The organism is Nocardia sp. Tas62D01, from assembly GCF_055232035.1.
Map to the genome: position 1 here is coordinate 801,257 of NZ_JBUYUZ010000001.1, position 17,659 is coordinate 818,915.

Annotated in this window: 17 protein-coding genes and 1 pseudogene; 7 read left to right on the top strand and 11 right to left on the bottom strand. The window is 65.8% G+C overall.

The genetic code is table 11. The features are described from left to right. Positions 1-55: 55 nt before the first annotated feature. From ACV7NQ_RS04035 to ACV7NQ_RS04045, 3 genes are all read left to right on the top strand, one after another. Positions 56-805, top strand: a complete 750-nt coding sequence (locus tag ACV7NQ_RS04035; RefSeq protein WP_463358376.1) for an SDR family oxidoreductase — start codon at positions 56-58, stop codon at positions 803-805. A gap of 291 nt (positions 806-1,096) precedes the next feature. Continuing rightward, positions 1,097-1,789, top strand: a complete 693-nt coding sequence (locus ACV7NQ_RS04040) for a hypothetical protein (RefSeq protein WP_463358377.1) — start codon at positions 1,097-1,099, stop codon at positions 1,787-1,789. Between the two features lie 218 nt (positions 1,790-2,007). Beyond that, positions 2,008-2,568, top strand: coding sequence for a PaaI family thioesterase (locus ACV7NQ_RS04045; RefSeq protein ID WP_463358378.1), 561 nt, complete (start codon positions 2,008-2,010; stop codon positions 2,566-2,568). 87 nt (positions 2,569-2,655) lie between these two features. On the opposite strand, the gene ACV7NQ_RS04050 is transcribed toward ACV7NQ_RS04045, so the two are convergent. Continuing rightward, a complete protein-coding gene (locus ACV7NQ_RS04050) occupies positions 2,656-3,513 on the bottom strand; it encodes a cyclopropane mycolic acid synthase family methyltransferase (protein ID WP_463358379.1) in 858 nt (285 codons plus the stop codon). Positions 3,514-3,920: 407 nt separating this feature from the next. Between ACV7NQ_RS04050 and ACV7NQ_RS04055 the strand changes: the two are divergent. Then, positions 3,921-5,063: pseudogene (locus ACV7NQ_RS04055) on the top strand (transcription termination factor Rho, short form); the annotation flags it as partial. 114 nt (positions 5,064-5,177) lie between these two features. On the opposite strand, the gene ACV7NQ_RS04060 reads toward ACV7NQ_RS04055, so the two are convergent. Then, positions 5,178-5,942, bottom strand: coding sequence for a dienelactone hydrolase family protein (locus tag ACV7NQ_RS04060; protein WP_463358380.1), 765 nt, complete (start codon positions 5,940-5,942; stop codon positions 5,178-5,180). Between the two features lie 273 nt (positions 5,943-6,215). On the opposite strand from ACV7NQ_RS04060, the gene ACV7NQ_RS04065 reads away from it, so the two are divergent. Continuing rightward, positions 6,216-6,626: a hypothetical protein gene (locus ACV7NQ_RS04065; protein WP_463358381.1), complete on the top strand. Its 411-nt coding sequence runs from the start codon at positions 6,216-6,218 to the stop codon at positions 6,624-6,626. 271 nt (positions 6,627-6,897) lie between these two features. Here ACV7NQ_RS04065 and ACV7NQ_RS04070 read toward each other — a convergent pair whose 3' ends face one another. Together ACV7NQ_RS04070 and ACV7NQ_RS04075 are read right to left on the bottom strand one after the other, a co-directional pair. Beyond that, positions 6,898-8,172 carry an MFS transporter gene (locus ACV7NQ_RS04070; protein ID WP_463365529.1) on the bottom strand — a complete coding sequence of 425 codons (1,275 nt, stop codon included), beginning with the start codon at positions 8,170-8,172 and terminating at the stop codon, positions 6,898-6,900. Between the two features lie 469 nt (positions 8,173-8,641). Further along, positions 8,642-9,229, bottom strand: a complete 588-nt coding sequence (locus ACV7NQ_RS04075; RefSeq protein WP_463358382.1) for a TetR/AcrR family transcriptional regulator — start codon at positions 9,227-9,229, stop codon at positions 8,642-8,644. 90 nt (positions 9,230-9,319) lie between these two features. Between ACV7NQ_RS04075 and ACV7NQ_RS04080 the strand changes: the two genes are divergently transcribed. Both ACV7NQ_RS04080 and ACV7NQ_RS04085 read left to right on the top strand, forming a co-directional pair. Continuing rightward, positions 9,320-10,039 (top strand): SDR family oxidoreductase, encoded by a 720-nt coding sequence (locus tag ACV7NQ_RS04080; protein WP_463358383.1) that lies wholly within the window; start codon positions 9,320-9,322, stop codon positions 10,037-10,039. A 70-nt stretch (positions 10,040-10,109) separates the two neighbouring features. Then, positions 10,110-10,508 (top strand): ankyrin repeat domain-containing protein, encoded by a 399-nt coding sequence (locus tag ACV7NQ_RS04085; RefSeq protein ID WP_463358384.1) that lies wholly within the window; start codon positions 10,110-10,112, stop codon positions 10,506-10,508. A 24-nt stretch (positions 10,509-10,532) separates the two neighbouring features. Here the strand turns inward: ACV7NQ_RS04085 and ACV7NQ_RS04090 are convergent, their stop codons facing one another. The 7 genes from ACV7NQ_RS04090 to ACV7NQ_RS04120 form a co-directional block, all read right to left on the bottom strand. Continuing rightward, on the bottom strand, positions 10,533-10,697 hold the full coding sequence (locus ACV7NQ_RS04090) for a hypothetical protein (RefSeq protein WP_463358385.1): 165 nt from the start codon (positions 10,695-10,697) through the stop codon (positions 10,533-10,535). A 112-nt stretch (positions 10,698-10,809) separates the two neighbouring features. Next, positions 10,810-11,574: a 3-oxoacyl-ACP reductase gene (locus ACV7NQ_RS04095; protein ID WP_463358386.1), complete on the bottom strand. Its 765-nt coding sequence runs from the start codon at positions 11,572-11,574 to the stop codon at positions 10,810-10,812. 12 nt (positions 11,575-11,586) lie between these two features. After that, complete coding sequence (locus ACV7NQ_RS04100) at positions 11,587-12,948, bottom strand: aldehyde dehydrogenase family protein (protein ID WP_463358387.1); 1,362 nt, start codon at positions 12,946-12,948, stop codon at positions 11,587-11,589. 57 nt (positions 12,949-13,005) lie between these two features. Beyond that, positions 13,006-13,761, bottom strand: a complete 756-nt coding sequence (locus ACV7NQ_RS04105; RefSeq protein ID WP_463358388.1) for a gamma-glutamyl-gamma-aminobutyrate hydrolase family protein — start codon at positions 13,759-13,761, stop codon at positions 13,006-13,008. After that, the gene (locus tag ACV7NQ_RS04110; RefSeq protein ID WP_463358389.1) at positions 13,742-15,106 is read right to left on the bottom strand and encodes a glutamine synthetase family protein; all 1,365 of its coding nucleotides are present in this window, start codon (positions 15,104-15,106) and stop codon (positions 13,742-13,744) included. Before ACV7NQ_RS04110 ends, ACV7NQ_RS04105 begins: the two co-directional genes overlap by 20 nt. Positions 15,107-15,919: 813 nt before the next feature. Continuing rightward, positions 15,920-16,426 carry a hypothetical protein gene (locus ACV7NQ_RS04115; protein ID WP_463358390.1) on the bottom strand — a complete coding sequence of 169 codons (507 nt, stop codon included), beginning with the start codon at positions 16,424-16,426 and terminating at the stop codon, positions 15,920-15,922. Between the two features lie 111 nt (positions 16,427-16,537). Next, on the bottom strand, positions 16,538-17,323 hold the full coding sequence (locus ACV7NQ_RS04120; protein ID WP_463358391.1) for a COG4705 family protein: 786 nt from the start codon (positions 17,321-17,323) through the stop codon (positions 16,538-16,540). Between the last annotated feature and the right edge of the window lie 336 nt (positions 17,324-17,659).

The following is a 17,659-nucleotide window of genomic DNA, read 5'->3' on the forward strand; positions in this document are numbered from 1 at the left end:
CGCGCCGACCGCCGTCGGCGCCACGGCGACGCTCGGGCGAATAAGGTTCGCACCCATGACGAGGAGCAAGATTCTGATCACCGGCGCCAGCGCCGGGCTCGGCGCGGCGATGGCGCGCGACTTCGCGGCCAAGGGGCGCGATCTGGCGTTGTGCGCGCGGCGGCTGGACGCGCTCACGGCACTGCGCGAAGAACTCGTCGCGGCGCATCCGGGGATCACAGTCGCCGTCCGAGCGTTGGATGTCGACAACCATGCGGCGGTGCTGCGGGTCTTCGGCGAGCTCCGCGACGAGCTCGGCGGCCTCGATCGAGTCATCGTCAATGCCGGTATCGGCAAGGGCGCGGTGATCGGCAGCGGGCGGGCCGATGCGAATCTCGCTACCGCGACAACGAATTTCGTCAGCGCACTGGCGCAGGCCGAGGCGGCGCTCGAAATTTTTCGCGCGCAGAACGCCGGGCATTTGGTGCTGGTGTCGTCGATGAGCGCGGTGCGCGGGCTGCCGGGCAAGAAGGCCGCGTACTCGGCGAGCAAGGCCGGGCTGGCGACACTGGGTGAGGCGCTGGCGGTGGAATTGACGAAGTCACCGATCAGCGTCACGACCTTGCTGCCCGGGTTCATTGCCACCGAGATGTCGGCGAAGGCGGGCGACGCGCGGATGGTGGCGCCGCTGGACAAGGGCGTTGCCGCGATGGTGGGTGCGATCGAGCGGGAACGGACCCGCGCCTGCGTACCGGCGTGGCCGTGGCGGCTGATCGATCTCATGTTGCCGCACCTGCCTGGCGCCATCATCACTCGAATGAGTTGAGACCGGCGCTGCCCGCATTGGGTTGAGCAATCGCGGCGGTGACCCAGGGAGACGATACTTCCGGGGCCGCGGTGTGCTGTGCCACATTAACGGATGCTTAGAATTAGCTAAATGTCCGAATTGATGTTTCCTTAACATGTTTCACTTCAAATTGACGCTTCTCCTACGGATTCCGTTACCTATCTGAAACAAACCAGGACGTAACATTTCAAAAGGCTCGTATTTATGAGCCGCGCCGGCCCGAGCCCCCAGGGCCGAAGGTGCTCCTGCTGAGGAAAGCGTTAGAAGTACATGAAGATGAAGAAGCTCGCTGCCGCATCGGTACTGGTTATCGCGGCTGTCGGAATCACGAGTGGTACCGCCTACGCCGATCCGACCCCCGCCCCGGCCGCCGGGACAGGCGTTCAGACCGACATTCTGCCGGGCATACACTACACCGCCAATGTGGTCGACAACTCCGTCGTACTCAAGACCGACTTCGGATCGCTCACAACGAAGGGCACGCAATTCCAGGTGCTGGATGGCGGGGGACGCCTGGTTGCTGGAATGCCGCTTACATATCTGAAAGACGGCATGGAATGGCCGATCGCCGCCCAAATCGACGGCAAAACCGCAACTTTCACACCTAGCACCAACCCGGCCGACGCGCGGCCGGCGTCCATGCTGCAGCCGGTGAGCGCCAAGGACATCGGCGGTGTCGACTTCAACACCGCGCTGAGCACCGCCGCGACCCAGTTCGGTCTGGCCACCGCCGTCGGCACCCTGCTCGGCACCATCGTCGGCGCCGGGCTGGGCTGTGTCGCGGGCGCCATCATCGGTGCGCCGCTTGTTGTTCCGACCTTCTTCGTGGGCCCGATCGGCCTGTGCCTCGCGGGCGCCGGTGTCGGCATAGCCCTCGGCGCGGCCGCGGGCATGATCGTGTTCGGCGTTCCGGTCGGCATCGCCAGCGCGATCCAGTTCTACAACTCGGTCTACGCCCCGTAGCACCGAATACCTCCGATGCCCGGCAGGTGACGACCAGCTTCCCCGTCACCGGCCGGGCATCTGTGCGACCTGCCCCGCTTCTGCGCGTCTTGCACGCCGTACTGCAGGAATTACGGTGATGTCGTAATCCCGCCGGTACTCCAGCTCTGGGATCGCTGAACTTGATCACGTGTCTACCGTCCTCGATTCCTCCCCCACCCCTCGCTTCCCGAACACCGTTGATCCGCTGGCTCGCAGTCGTCGCGGTCATGCTCGGCATCTTCTCCATCGTCACGACGGAGATCCTGCCGATCGGCCTGCTGACCGCCATCGGGGCCGACTTCACGGTGTCGGATGGCATGGCCGGGCTGATGATGACCCTGCCCGGACTTGGCGCCGCGACCGCGGGTAATCGACGCACGCCGAACCCATCGGGCAGGCTGAGATCCATGATCGATGAGACGGGTACCAAGCTTTTCCACCAGTCCATGCCGTTCACCGAACGGCTCGGGGTCGAGGTGCTCGAGCACGGACCGACGTTGGTGCGCAGTCGGATTGCGTGGGACGAGTCGCTGTGCACGCTGGGCGGGGTGCTGCACGGCGGTGTGCTGATGTCGCTCGCCGACGCGACCGCGGCGGTCTGCGCGTTTCTCAATCTGCCCGAGGGCAAGCAGGGCACGACGACGGTCGAGTCGAAGACGAACTTCCTGCGGGCCGTGCGATCGGGACATGCGGTCGCCACTGCGCGACCGCTGCACGCCGGACGGGTCGTTCATCGTGGTGGAGATCGAAATCCATGACGCCGCAGCCAAACTCGTCGCCAAGGTGACGCAGACCCAAGCGGTACTGTGAGGTTGTTCGGCGGGCGTCGGTGATTCGACGCCCGCCTACTTCACCAGCGTGAACTGCATGACGTCGATGTGCCCACCGCGGAAGTGCACCGCACACCCGGTGAGGTACTTCAGGTACCGCTCGTAGACCTCCTCCGACGCGATCCGCACCGCGTCGTCGTGCCTGGCCTCTAGCGCCTGGGCCCACAGGTCGAGGGTGCGCGCGTAGTGCAGGCGCAACTGATCGATCCGTTCGGTGCCCAAGCCCGCCTGTCCGGCCAGCCGGGTGACCTCGGCCGGTTGCGGCAACTGCCCGCCCGGGAAGATGTGCCGCTTGATAAAGATGTGGAACAGCGCGTTCTCCCTGGTCACCGGGATATTCATGCGGCGAAGATCAGCGAGGGTGTACCCGATGATGGTGTGCAGCAGCATCCGCCCGTCGTGCGGCAGCATGCAATAGCAGCGTTCGAAGAATGCCTCGTACCGCTCGCGCCGGAAGTGTTCGAACGCGCCGATGCTGACGATCCGGTCGGCGCCGCCGTCGAACTCCTCCCAACCCTGCAGCCGAATCTCCACACCCGCGATCCGCTGCCGATCGATCTCCGACCGGACGTGCTCGTACTGATTTCGGCTCAGCGTGAGCCCGACGACCTTCACGCCATAGTGCTGCGCTGCACGAAACATCGTTGCGCCCCAACCACATCCGACGTCGAGCAGCGTCATGCCGGGCTCCAGACCGAGCTTGCCGAGCGCAAGGTCGATCTTGGCGAGCTGGGCCTGCTCCAGCGTCATATCGTCGCGCTGGAAGTAGGCGCAGCTATAGGTCATCGAGGGGTCGAGAAACAGCCGGTAGAACTCGTCGGACACGTCGTAGTGCGCTTGGACTTGCTGGTAGAACGGTTCGAGGTCGGTCATCGCGCATCTCCTGCCATAGCCGGTTGTGAGCTAAAACGCGACACGCCGGGAGATTCGTTTACCGGTGCCGCCGACCGATATGAAACTGTGCCCGAGTCGGGCCGCTCGAGACTGCGCTGTGACCGATCCCGTTGCGCACAACCGTTCGAGCATGTACCTTGGCCCTTGTCTCCCTTGTGGATGTAGGAGTACCTCCCACGAGAGATTCTGAGATTCCCTTTCCGGCCCGGCCGAGTCGGCCGCCCCGAAACCATTTCCCGCAGGAAAACAAAGCCACCGCAGGAAAACAAGGGTTCTACCTCCGCAGCGCGCTGTTTGCCGCTGTCTGTCACGGCGGTTCGCCGTATCCACACTGAACATTCAAAGGAAACACCATGAACGACAACACTTTTCCCACCCAACAACCCGACAGCGCCGCTGCGGCCGATCGACAGGACTCCGGACGATCCGCCACCGGCATCCTGGACATCGCCGACAACCGCGCCGCCACTCTGCGCGTCGACGGTTATCTCCCCGGCCCGCACGACGCCCACGTTCCGCCGCGACTGATCCGCGAATACGGCTTGCGCCGTGGCGATTTCATCATCGGCACCGCTCAACCCGCCACCCGCGGCGACAAGCTCCACCCGATGGTCCGGATCGAAAGCGTCAACGGGCAAGACCCCAAGCGCGCCAAAAACCGCCCGGACTTCGCCGATCTCGTCCCGATCTATCCCAACCAGCGACTGCGGCTGGAAACCGAACCACACGCCATGACCACACGGGTCACCGACCTGGTCGTGCCCATCGGCAAGGGCCAGCGCGCACTCGTCGTCGCACCGCCGAAGGCGGGCAAAACCTCTGTGCTGCAAGCGATCGCGCACGGCATCGCGAAGAACCATCCGGAATGCGAGCTGATGCTGGTGCTGGTCGGCGAGCGTCCCGAGGAGGTCACCGACCTGGCCAGGTCCGTGCCCGCCGAGGTCGCCGCAGCCACGTTCGACCACTCGCCCCGCGACCACATCGCGCTGGCCGAACTCGCCATCGAACGGGCCAAGCGCCTGGTCGAAATGGGCCGCGACGTCGTGGTCCTGTTGGACTCGTTGACCAGACTGGCCCGCGCCTACAACAACGCCGCCCCGTCATCCGGCCGCGTGCTCTCCGGTGGCGTCGACGCCGCCGCCCTCGCCCCGCCGAAGCGATTCCTCGGCGCGGCGCGCAATATCGAAAACGGCGGCTCGCTGACCATCATCGCCACCGCACTGGTGGAAACCGGATCGCTGGCCGACACCGTGATCTTCGAGGAATACAAGGGCACCGGCAACGCCGAGTTGAAGCTCGACCGTGCCACCGCGAGTCGACGCGTCTTCCCCGCCATCGACATCGCCCAGTCCAGCACCCGCAAGGACGAATTGCTGCTCGCCCCAGACGAATTGGCGGCCACCCACCTGCTGCGCCGGACCCTCACCGCTGTAGACGGCCAGCAGGCCATCGATCTGCTTTTGGAAGGCCTGCGCAAGGCCCCGACCAACGCCGAATTCCTCGCCCAGCTCAACGTCCCTCGCCGCTGACGGCCTGCCATTAAGGCTCTTTTAAGAGCATGTCAAGCCCCCCAAGGCATTGTTTGTCTCAGCCCGGTCGGGCCTGCCTTCGGAGGGGGAGGCAGGCCCGACCGGGCACTTGCGTTATGAGCCGAGTTCCGCGGCGAACAGGTCCACCGTTCGCCGCCACGAATCCTCCGCGGCGGCCTTGTCGTAGGGCTCCCGACCTGGGAAGAAGAACGCATGCTTGGCACCCGGGTACACGACCAACTCATGCCGCACCCCGGCCGCGGTGAGCGCCGTACCGATCCGCTCGCGCTGCTCGGCATCGATCACGTGATCGAGTTCCGCTAGGAACATCAGCATCCGCACGTCCCGCTCGGCGATGTCCCCGGTCGCGTCCAACAGCGGCTCCGGCCGACTCAGCGCGGTGCCTGCGCTGGGCAACCAGCCCGGGTAGAAGATCGCGGCCGCGGCCAGGTCGAGCCTGCCGGCAGCGAAATAAGCGATATGGCCGCCGAGGCTGAACCCGAGCACGCCGGTCTTCGCACCGGCTCCGACATGTTCGCGTACATAGCCGAGCGCGGCCCGCAGATCGGCCTCGACATCATCGCTTGTCAGCTGACCGAGCAGCTCGAAGGCCTGCTCCCGATTGGCCGCACTCTCCACCAAACCGGCCGCCGTGTCCGGTCCGGACCGGTGATAAAGGTTCGCCACGATCGCGACGTAGCCGAGCGCCGCAACCTGATCGACGATGGCACGCACGTCCTCGGTCAATCCCCACAGTTCGGCGCCGACGAGCACCGCTGGGTAGCTCTCGGACCCGACCGGGCGAGCCAGATAGACGGTCATCGGCGTCGAGCCGTCGACCTCGATATCGACCTGTTGCGAAACGATCTCGAATGTCAAGGGTGCCTCCAGATTCTCGATCGCTAGCCTGCCAGTTCGGTATCCAGCGGCCGCGATCGGGGTGGCGACCACTCAGCCGGTCACGCACGGGTCTTGGTCCAGGCGCGAGCCGAGTGGAGCAGGTGTCGAAGTCGAAATCCCGGGCGACCAGCGGTGATTGCCGCGACGCACCCGAAAGAGCAGGTGGGAGCCCAGTTCAATCCAGTTCGACTGGGCCGCATATTGTTCCGCATCCGATAACCAACGGAACCAGCCGTCAACCAGTAGCGTCTGATGGACATGGACATCCACGCCTACCCCACCAAAGCCGCGACTCCGGTGAACCTCGCGGAGGCCCAGCGTATCGCCGACACCTATCTGTCCGCGGCGGATGACGCCGAGTGGGGCATCACGAAGCTGCTCACCGAATTCGACTCCTGCTTCACGGTTGTCGCGATCTTCCCGCCACCCCCGGGTACCGATCCGCATAAGCCTCCGCTACCGCCCGCCATCGGCGGCTCGGTCTGCGTGATCGACAAAGCCACCGGCGCGGTCTCCTACTGGCCCAGCTACCCGACGAGTCTCGTCGCCGAGCAGTACGCGGACATCTTGCGGACCGGCCGCCTGATCATCGAACCCGATTGGCCCACCGAAGACGACATCGACTGGCCCGAGGACGAAGCGGACACCGTGCATCCGAAGTGACGACCCGATGGGCTTACCACCACCAACGGGAAACCGTGACAGGCGAACGATCGGCGCAGCAGGTCGAGCAGGCGAATCCAGGCCCGCCTGTTCGGCAGCGCGATACAGCGGCAAGGCTGGCCGAGCGGGACACGGCAGAGGCAACGGCCGAGAGACCACCACCACCATGTCCCGCTCGTCGGTAGCGGCTGATTACACACCCGCGACAGGCTGGGCGGCTCTCAGATTGTGGGCAGCGTCGAGCACCGGGACCGCCCCGGTGCCGCGTGGCTCATGGGGCCGGAGCGGTGATAACGGGGATGGGTTCGCTGTCCGCGTCGGGAACTTCGGTGCCGCGCAACGAAGTTCCGGCGGTTTCACGCAGGAACGACCAGGCGACCAGGCCGATCAAAGTGGCGCCGATCATGTATACCGCAGGGAACAGTGACCAGCCGGTTGCCTCGATCGCGGCCTCGTTGACCAGGGGGGCCGTGCCGCCGAAGATCGCCGTAGAAACGTTGTAGCCCAACGCGAATCCCGCGTAGCGGACGTGGGTGGGGAAGATCGCCGGGAAGGTCGAGCTGATGGTCGACAGCTGCGGCACATACAGCAGGCCGAGAACGATGAATCCCGTGATGGCCCAACCGGTTCCCTGACCCATCAGCCAATACATCGGGAGCGCGAACACCGCAAGGCCGACCAGCGAGAACAACCACATCGGACGGCGACCGACGGTGTCGGACAGCCTGCCGAAGAACGGCAGCACGACCATCATCACCAGCTGGCCGATCAACATCATGGCGGTGGTGGTCGACTCCCCCATACCGACGGTCTTCTGCAGGTAGGTCGGCTGGTAGGTGAGCAGCGTGTAGTTCACCACGTTGAGGGCGACGACGAGCCCCGCCAGCGTCAGCGTTTCGCGCCGATAGGTGGTCACCACCTCGAGCAACCCGCCCTTCCGGTGGTGCGGCTGGTCGGCGACCTCGGTGAAGACCGGGGATTCGTCGAGGTGCGAGCGCAGATACCAGCCGATGAGGCCGAGCGGCACCGCGAGCAGGAACGGAATCCGCCAACCCCATTCGTGCATCGCGTCCGAGCCGAACACCAGCTGGCAGGCCAGCACGACCGTCGAACCGCCGACGAATCCGCCGAGGGTGCCGAATTCCAGGAAGCTGCCGAAGAATCCACGCTTCTTGTCGGTGCAAGTTTCGGCGAGATATGTTGCCGCGCCGCCATATTCGCCACCGGTGGAGAAGCCCTGCACGACGCGCAGCAGGATGAGCAGCACCGGAGCCAGCCAGCCGACCTGCGCGTGCGTCGGCAGCACGCCGATTGCGCCGGTCGCGGCCGCCATCAGCAGAATTGTGGTTGCCAGCACCACTTTTCGGCCGAGTCGGTCACCGAGTGGGCCCCAGACCATGCCGCCGAGTGGGCGCAGCACGAAGGAGATGGCGAAGCCGAGCATGGTGCCGAGCGTGCCGAGGTTGCCGGGGAAGAACGCGTCGGTGAGGTAGGTGGCCGTCGCGGCATAGACGCCATAGTCGAACCACTCCGTCGCATTACCCATCGCAGAGGCGGCGACCGAGCGCCGTAAAGGCACGTCCCCCGAGTTGTGATTCGACACGCGCGTCTCCTCTCCAGCCCGGCTTTCGGACCTCGATCCGTTCCGCCCCTTTCGGATTCCCGAAGACAGGGGCACGAAATCAACCGTTACCCACGTTGCAAACGGGGCAAACAACCGCCCCACGCCACGCCCGACCCACGGGTACGCCGCTACCTGCACCGTCTACCCCAATTGTGATCGTCGTCACATTTAGCCTCGGAGCGGCCGAATACCGTTCGTCGGGAGGGTAGATCTAGCGCCGCTAGCGCCCGCTGCCGAGGTTTTCGGCCGCCACACCGATCCGGCGCAGGCAAGGACGAACAGCGCGACGGTCAGCCAACCGAACCAATCGCCGAATCGGACGTGGTCTCCCGCGCGCCCCCGCCACCGCCTCACTCTTCAGTGTGATCCGGCCTTCGCCACCACGACCTTTTCAGCGTTGGGTGAACATGGCGGCAAGGCCTGCGGTGACCTCGCGGGCCAGTGCGGCGCCGACCGGCGCATGATGGCTCAACAGCCGATACCACATTGCGCCGAAGGCGAAATCGATGACGAGATCCAGCGGCACCGTGGCGACCAGTTCCCCCGAATCCACACCGCGCTGCAGCAGTGCCCGGAGGGCGGCTCGTCGCGGGCCGATCACGGTCTCCTGCAAGCGATTCGACAGGACCGGGTCGCGTTGCGCGTCGGCCATCAGACCGACCAGCGCCTGACCGGTCACGTCCTTCGCAAGTTCGTAGGTGGTCGCTAGCAGCCGTTCGACGTCGGTCAACACATGCACCGACGCACGCGGCACCTGGAGGTCCTTGTAGTCCTGGGCCAATTCGACCAGCGCCTCGAGCAGGACCGATGCCTTGTCCGGCCACCATCGGTAGACGGTCTGCCTACCGACACCGGCCACGTCGGCGATCGCCTTGATGGTCAGGTCCTGATAGCCGTCGCGCTCGCAGAGCTCGAGCGCGGCGTGCAGGATCGCGCGCCTCGAGTCCTCGCTGCGGGGGCGTCCTCGAGTTCCGGTCATGTCACCACTTTACAAGACACTGTGCCTCGAATATATTAACGAGGCACGGTGATTCGAATATCACCGTGGTTCGAATATCAGGAGGATGTTGTGAGCAACAGAGTCGTCATCGTGGGCGGAACTTCGGGCATCGGACTGGCGACTGCACGCCGACTCTTGAAGGACGGCATGGCGGTGATCGTGGCCGGGCGCAACAAGGACCGGCTCGACGCCGCGCTCGCGGAGCTGGGAACCGGCGCCACCGGACAGACCGTGGACGCACGCGACGAGGCCAGCCTGGCCCGCCTCTTCGACGAGATCGGCCCGATCGACCATGTGGTGGTGACGGTGACCGGCCCGTCGGGCACCACGCCGTTCCGGGAGATCGACCGGGATCAGTTGCAGGCGCACTACACCGGAAAGCTGATCGCGCACACCGCGACCATGCAGGCCGCGCTGCCGCACCTGAACGCGGGCGGATCGATCACCCTGGTGTCCGCCGCGTCAGCGGGCGGGGCGATGCCGACCACCGCAGCGCTGGCCGCCATCAACGCGGGCGTGGAGGCGATGGTCCCGGTGCTGGCGGTAGAACTGGCGCCGGTGCGGGTGAACGCGGTCTCGCCGGGCGTGATCGACACCGACTGGTGGAACTTCCTGCCCGACGGCGCCCGCGTGGAGGTCTTCGACTCCCTGGCGGCCACCACTCCGGTCGGGCGGGTCGGCACCGCGGACGATGTCGCCGACGCGATCGAATTCCTCGTCGGCAACACCTTCACCACCGGAATCGTGATCCGCGTCGACGGCGGCGCCCGCCTCGGTTCGCCGCAGTAAACACCCGCGAACGCCGAGAAGAACTCACCTCGGCGTGCCACTCGCGGGCCGGGCGGGTAGTAATGGACTGATGAGTGCTGAAGATACCGATGCCGAACAAGTGATCGAGCTGGCCACCAAGGTGTTCGACCTGGCCAGACAGGGCGACGCCGCGGCGCTGGCCGGGTATGTGGATGCTGGTGTTCCGGTGAATCTCACCAACGACCGGGGCGACACGCTACTCATGCTGGCCGCGTATCACGGCCATCAGGACGCCGTCGCGGCCTTACTCGCGCGCGGGGCCGAGCCGGATCGGGCCAACGACAAGGGGCAAACCCCGTTGGCCGGCGCGGTATTCAAGGGTGAAATCGAGATCGTGCGGGCCTTGGTCGCGGCGGGCGCGAATGCGGATGCGGGCACGCCTTCCGCCAGGGACGCCGCGGCCATGTTCGGCAAGACCGAACTGTTGGAGCTGTTCGGCGCGTCCTGAGCGCGCCGAACAGCGCAACGAGCGTTACTTCACGTCATCCATGGGCAGATACGCACCCGGCCCCGATCCGTCGGAGCGGCTGAAGACCGGGCGGAAATCCGCGCCGTCGACCTCAGCGACGGGAGCGGCTTCCGCCTGGACCGCGTCGTGACTGAACAGTCCGGGCGCTTGCCCTTCTTCCTGACTCATTCCCCGAGCCTCCTCCCATCGGCGGCAAATAGCGAATTATGCCGTCACGAACAAAGATCGAACAGTACTTCCAGGTCGAGGGTAGCCCTGCGGGCAGGGCTACCCTCGCTTACTACAGCGGAGTCACGTACGCGCCGGAGATGCCGCCGTCCACCAGGAACTGCGAGGCGGTGATGAACGAGGCGTCGTCGCTGGCGAGAAACGCTACGGCGGCGGCGATTTCCTCCGGTTCGGCGAATCGGCCGGTGGGAATGTGGACCAGGCGGCGGGCGGCGCGCTCGGGGTCCGTGGCGAACAACTCCTGCAGCAGCGGGGTGTTGACCGGGCCCGGGCACAGCGCGTTGACCCGAATTCCGTTGCGGGCGAACTGAACACCGAGTTCCCGACTCATCGCGAGGACGCCGCCCTTGGAGGCGGTGTAGGAGATCTGCGAGGTCGCCGCGCCCATGACCGCGACAAACGAGGCGGTGTTGATCACCGACCCCTTGCCGCGCTCCAGCATGTGCCCGATCGCGTACTTGCTGCACAGATACACCGAGGTCAGGTTCACCTCCTGCACCCGCCGCCACGCGTCGATGCCGGTGGTGAGGATCGAATCATCCTCCGGCGGTGAGATTCCCGCGTTGTTGAAGGCGATGTCCAGTCCGCCGTAGGTATCGACCGCGGTCTGGAACAACGCCTCGACCTGGGCCTCGTCGGTCACGTCGACCTTCACATACAGCCCGCCGACCGCCGCGGCCGCGGCCTCCCCCGAGGCGGCGTCGATATCGGCGACCACGACCTTGGCGCCCTCCGCGGCGAAGCGGCGCACGGTCGCGAGGCCGATACCACTACCACCGCCGGTGACAACGGCGACCCGATCCTGTAAGCGCTGCAACGTATCTCCTTCTCATGTGGTTGCGATGAAGACGTTCTTGGTTTCGGTGAATGCGAGCGCGGCGTCGGGGCCGAGTTCGCGACCGAGGCCGGATTGTTTGAAACCGCCGAACGGGGTCCAGTAGCGCACCGACGAATGCGAATTCACCGACAGGTTCCCGGCCTCGACGCCGCGCGACACCCGCAGCGCGCGGCCGACGTCGTTGGTCCAGATCGAACCGGACAGACCGTATTCGGTGTCGTTGGCGATGCGCAGGGCATCGGCCTCGTCCTCGAACGGCAGCACCGCGACCACCGGGCCGAACACCTCTTCGGTGAGCACCCGATCAGTAGGCGTGTCCGGCAGCACCACCGTTGGCGGATACCAGAATCCGGGTCCATCGGGCCGATCCCCGATGAACGCGACCTTGGTCGACGGCTCGACGAACGCGGCGACGCGCTCACGATGCGCGGCCGAGATCAGCGGGCCCATCTCGGTGGCCTCCTCGGACGGGTCGCCGACGCGCACGCCGCGCACGGCAGGCTCCAACAGCTCGAGAAATCGGTCGAAAATGTTGCGCTGCACCAAGATCCGGGAGCGGGCACAACAGTCCTGACCGGCATTGTCGAAGACACCGTAGGGTGCGGTCGCGGCGGCCCGCTCCAGATCGGCGTCGGCGAACACGATATTCGCGCTCTTGCCGCCCAATTCGAGGGTCACCCGCTTCACCTGCCGCGCGCAGCCCGCCATGATCTGTTTGCCCACCTCGGTGGAGCCGGTGAACACCACCTTGCGCACCGCGGGATGGTCGACGAACCGTTGTCCGACCACCGACCCCTCACCTGGCAGCACCTGGAAAACGCCCTCCGGTAACCCCGCTTCGAGCGCGAGTTCACCGAGTCGGATCGCCGTCAGCGGGGTCAGTTCGGCGGGCTTGAGCACTACCGTGTTCCCGGCCGCGAGCGCGGGCCCGAAACCCCACGCCGCGATCGGCATCGGGAAGTTCCACGGCACGATCACCCCGACCACGCCGAGCGGTTCGTGGAAGGTGATATCCACGCCGCCGGCCACCGGAATCTGGCTGCCCAGCAAGCGTTCCGGCACTCCGGCGGAGTAATGCAGCACATCGCGGACATTGCCCGCCTCCCAGCGCGCATTACCAATGGTGTGCCCGGCGTTGGCGACCTCCAACCGCGCCAACTGCTCCAGGTCCGCGTCGACGGCCTCGGCGAATCGGCGCAGCAACCGGGCCCGGTCGCCGGGCGCGACCTCGCGCCACTGCGCGGCCGCCCGGTGCGCGCGCTCGATCGCCGCGTCGGTTTCGGCCGCGCCGAACAATTCGACGGCTGCCACGACCTGCTCGGTCGCGGGATTGACCACCTGGGCGGTCGTCATCGAATCAACTCCCTTCGGTGTTCTGCTGTCCCCGCTGGGACGACGTCCGTTCGGCCGTCACGAGGTTCGCTCCCGCCGGTCCACCGCCGCGACGACCAGTGCGCGCATCAAGCGGCGATCGGCCGCGTTGGCCTCCGGATGCCACTGCACCCCGACCAGGAACGGGCCCGTCGATGTCTCGGTTGCCTCTATCGTGCCGTCCGTGGCGTGCGCGGACGCGACCAGGTCGGCGGCCAGCACGTCGATGGCCTGATGGTGGTGGCAATGCGCCTTCAGCTCCGCTCCGGCGATCGCGGCTACTTGGCTGCCCGCGACGGTCGACATCTGGGTGATGCCAAAAACGCCCGGCGTACGCGCGTGGTCGTCATGGCCGAGGACGTCGGGCAGGTGCTGGATCAGTGTGCCGCCGAGTGCGATGTTCACCAACTGCAGTCCGCGGCAGACCGCCAGGATCGGCAGTCCGGCGGCCCGCGCCAACGCGAACAGCCCGAACTCGAATTCGTCGCGTTCCGGACGGGTTTCGCGGGTGCGCGGATCCCGGGCCGCGCCGTAGCGGGCCGGGTCGATGTCGGCGCCACCGGTCAGCACCAGCCCGTCCAGCGGGGCCACGATTTCCGGGCGCGCCACCCCGGCGGGCGGCAACAGCACCGGAATCCCGCCCGCGCGTGCCACCATGTCGACGTAACTGCGCGGCAATATCGCGCTTTCGACATCCCACGGGCCGTAGCGGGCCTGCTCGCTATAGGTCGACACCCCGATTATCGGGTGGGGCTCGTCGGCCCCGGAGAAATCCTCATAGTCGTTCGAAACCACGGACTCGCTCCCAATCGGTGACCGCGGCGTCGAAGGCGTCCAATTCGACCTGTGCCGCATTCCGATAATGGTCTACCACGTCATCACCGAATGCTTTGCGGGCGACCTTGCTGTCGCCGAACAACTGCGCCGCCTCGCGCAACGTGCGTGGCACCCGCGGGCGCTGGGACCGATAGGCGTTGCCGTGGAATTCCGGTTCCAGCGGGAGCCTGCGTTCGATGCCGTGCAGACCCGCCGCAATCGACGCGGCCACCGCGAGATAGGGATTCACGTCCCCGCCGGGAACCCGGTTCTCCATGCGCAGCGACGGCCCGTCACCGACCAGCCGCAGCGCACAGGTTCGGTTGTCGCGTCCCCACGCGAGCGCGGTCGGCGCGAAACTGCCCGGCACAAATCGCTTGTAGGAGTTGATATTCGGTGCAAAGAAGTAAGTGAACTCGCGCAGGCAATCCAGTTGCCCCGCGACGAAATGCCGCATCAGCGACGATGTTCCATCCGGATCGTCACCGGCGAACACCGGCTCGCCCGACTCGCCGCGCAGGCTGATATGAATGTGGCACGAGTTGCCCTCGCGCTCATTGTATTTCGCCATGAACGAGAGGCTGCGCCCCTCCTGTGCCGCGATCTCCTTGGCGCCGGTCTTGTATATGCTGTGGTTGTCACAGGTCACCAGCGCCTCGTCGTAGCGGAAGGCGATCTCGTGCTGGCCGGGATTGCACTCGCCCTTCGCCGATTCGACATACATACCGGCGGCGTCCATCTCATTGCGGATGCGCCGCAGCAACGGCTCGATCCGCGCGGTGCCGAGCATCGAATAGTCGACGTTGTACTGATTGGCGGGCGTGAGACCCCGATATCCGGCATTCCAGGCGGATTCATAGCTGTCGTCGAACACCAGGAACTCGAGCTCGGTCCCCACGTAGGCCCGCAGTCCGTGCTCGGCCAGCTGATCCAGCTGTGCCCGCAGCACCTGCCGCGGCGAAGCCACCACGGGCGCGCCTTTCGGCTGCACGCGCTCCACATCGCAGATCACCAACGCAGTTCCCGGCCACCACGGCACCAGCCGCAAGGTATCCATATCCGGGCGCAACACGACATCGCCGTAACCGGTCTCCCATGACGACATCGCATACCCGTCGACGGTGTTCATCTCGACGTCCACCGCGAGCAGGTAGTCGCATGCCTCGGTCGCGTGCCCGATCACCTCTTCGACGAAATACCGTGCCGCACAACGCTTTCCCTGCAATCGCCCCTGCATATCGGTCATCGCGACCAGCACCGTGTCGATCACCCCGGACTCGACCTGTTCCCGCAACTGCTCCAGCCCCAGCATCCCCGTACGCATCCACGACCCCTCTCGACCTCAACCGTGCCCACGCTAGAGCAAAAAGAGACCATTTGTGATAGGACACACCAAACCAGCGGCAGTGTCCACTTGGCTCGATGCGAGCGCGCCGGCACCGGGCCGATCGGCCTGGGAATTCGGGACCTTCGGACCGATGGCGAGCGGCCAGGACGCGGTGACACTGGGGTCGGTGGGTCGGACGGACGACGGACCGAGCAGCAACACCCGCACCCACCCAGCTTGCCGCACGCCGGTGCCACGGCGAATGCAAGGTCACCGCGGTCGCGCGGTCAGTTGATCAGCCCGATATCGAGATCCACCACCACGCCGAAATGATCGCTCGCCCAGGGGCGAGCCGGATACCGACCGCCAACCCGGGCACATCACAGTCACTCCTCGATCTCGCGGGCGGAGATGCGCTCGCCGCGCCGGACGGACCGACCCTGGACTTTCGGATCGCCCGGTGGTCCCGCTCAATACGGCCGGTCAGGTCATCCGCATCGACGCTCCGAGCCAGTACTGCGTGCTCGGCAGCCCATCAGACCGCCCGCGACCAGGTGATCCAGGCCGCGAACGTGATCGCCGGTACCGTCATCGATCTGGTCGGCACGATCGGCCGGCACGTCTTGGCCCACCTCATGCCCGCCCGACGGCTACGGGTGTCCCCGCATCGTCAAACGCGCCATCTCCAAGTACCAGGCCCGCGGACCGAACATCGACCGGACCAGCTATAAGGCCACCGTAAGCATCGAGATCCTCACACCGGCAGGCCCTTGACGATCACCACAACCGCTTAACTACACGGCCTTGCGGCTAGTTCTGCACGAGATCGAACTTCAATAGCTCGAACCCCGCTGGCACCTTGCCGCTCAACGAGATACGGTCGCCCGCCCACGATCCGACGAGCGTGGCATCACCGTCGGTTCGTCCCTCGCCGAACTCACCGCCGCACCTGGTGTCCACGGCGGTGAGCACCGGCAGCGGGTGGATACGGTAGCGGTGGCCGTTCTCCAGCACGGTGGCCTTGTCGACATAGGCGCGCCGGTCGTGATTGAGGATGTACTGACCGATGAACCCACGCTGTGGGGCGTGCAGCTGTGCGACGGATTCCGCTGCATTGTAAAGGGTTTCGTCAGTTACCGCCGAGTTCGGGTACCGCCCCGCCCACACCACGCGGGTCGGCACGGTGAGCAGTCGCTCCACCCCTTGGACGAAGTCGTCGCCGATCCAGGTGCGTTCCTTGGGTTTCGGGCAGGGTTCCAGATAGCCGATCAGCTTGTGGTCAGCGTCGAGTAGCACGGCTCTGCAGAACGGACCCACGTGGGCGATTTCCTTTCGGAGATAAGGTATTTCGCCCAATGTTCACACACGGGCGTCAATCGCGCCCGGTTGTCGGTTACAGCGGGGTTACCGCTGTGTTCAAAGCCTCCGTCAGCTCCCCACCGCACTACGATCCGGCGCCGCGGACGGCGCGGCCGCATCGTCGGTGGCACCTCTGGTGCGCACCGCGAGGACCGCGATGAGAGCGACGATGGCGACGGTCGTACCCAGGCTCACCCAGCCGGTGCCGAGGCCGAGTCCGTCGGCCCGCGACGAGGCCAGCCAGTCGGTGGTCGACGCGCCGAGCGGCCGGGTGACGACATAGGCGGCCCAGAACGCGGTGACCGCCCCCAATCCGGCCCATCGGTGCGCGACCGCGGGCACGGCGATCGCCACCACGAACAGCACGGCCGACGCAAGGTAGCCCAGGTGTAGCGATACGGCGGTGAGGTCACCAGCGACCGTGCCGAGCGCGAAGGTCGCCATCACCGCCGCCCAGTAGAAACCTTCCCGTCGCCTGGTGGTGATGCTGTGCACCGACAGAGTCTTCTCGGTGGCGTACCAGAGACCGAAGATCCCCGCGAGAATCACCGCGAACACCGCCGTCGACACCAGCAAGGGAATGCCGACGATGAAGTCCACGATGTCGGCGACCATGGTCCCGAAGATGCTCACCATCACCACCGCCGACCAGTAGATCCAGACCACATACCGGCTGCTGCGGAACTGGGCGACCATGCTGACGACCAGCGCGAGTGCGGAAAGCCCCACCGCGATCTCCGGAACGAAGTTCTTCACGAGAAAGTCCGAGAACGTCTCCCCCATCCCGGTGGTCAGGATCTTGATCACCCAGAACAACACGGTGATCTCGGGAACTTTGGCGGGCAATGAGCGCATAGCGGCAACTATGTCTGCCGCCCGCTGAAAGCCAGCTGAGAACCACTGACTGCGTTGCGTCAGGACACTTCCTGAGCTCTCATGCGGTGATGATCACATTACCGGCGTGTGGACCGACAAACGGACTTCCTACCTCGCGGTCACCGCTTTTTCCTGTGGTCGCCGAACCAGAAACTGAAACTACCGGTGACCTGCGGTCTGCCCGTCCCGATCACCAGTTCGATCGCGCCCGTCGTGCGAGGGGCGAGCTCCCCTATCTCCGTCAGTGCGTAGGTATGCGCGCTACCTGCGCTTTTCACCTCGGAGCCGGGCTGCCGTCCCACCCGTTGGCCGGCG

Excerpts from the sequence above, each read along its gene's own strand:
- ACV7NQ_RS04040 (WP_463358377.1), top strand. The coding sequence starts at position 1,097 with ATGAAGATGAAGAAGCTCGCTGCCGCATCGGTACTGGTTATCGCGGCT.
- ACV7NQ_RS04085 (WP_463358384.1), top strand. The coding sequence starts at position 10,110 with ATGAGTGCTGAAGATACCGATGCCGAACAAGTGATCGAGCTGGCCACC.
- ACV7NQ_RS04075 (WP_463358382.1), bottom strand. The coding sequence starts at position 9,229 with ATGACCGGAACTCGAGGACGCCCCCGCAGCGAGGACTCGAGGCGCGCG.
- ACV7NQ_RS04070 (WP_463365529.1), bottom strand. The coding sequence starts at position 8,172 with ATGGGTAATGCGACGGAGTGGTTCGACTATGGCGTCTATGCCGCGACG.
- ACV7NQ_RS04065 (WP_463358381.1), top strand. The coding sequence starts at position 6,216 with ATGGACATGGACATCCACGCCTACCCCACCAAAGCCGCGACTCCGGTG.
- ACV7NQ_RS04110 (WP_463358389.1), bottom strand. The coding sequence starts at position 15,106 with ATGCGTACGGGGATGCTGGGGCTGGAGCAGTTGCGGGAACAGGTCGAG.
- ACV7NQ_RS04120 (WP_463358391.1), bottom strand. The coding sequence starts at position 17,323 with ATGCGCTCATTGCCCGCCAAAGTTCCCGAGATCACCGTGTTGTTCTGG.
- ACV7NQ_RS04035 (WP_463358376.1), top strand. The coding sequence starts at position 56 with ATGACGAGGAGCAAGATTCTGATCACCGGCGCCAGCGCCGGGCTCGGC.
- ACV7NQ_RS04090 (WP_463358385.1), bottom strand. The coding sequence starts at position 10,697 with ATGAGTCAGGAAGAAGGGCAAGCGCCCGGACTGTTCAGTCACGACGCG.
- ACV7NQ_RS04050 (WP_463358379.1), bottom strand. The coding sequence starts at position 3,513 with ATGACCGACCTCGAACCGTTCTACCAGCAAGTCCAAGCGCACTACGAC.
- ACV7NQ_RS04100 (WP_463358387.1), bottom strand. The coding sequence starts at position 12,948 with ATGACGACCGCCCAGGTGGTCAATCCCGCGACCGAGCAGGTCGTGGCA.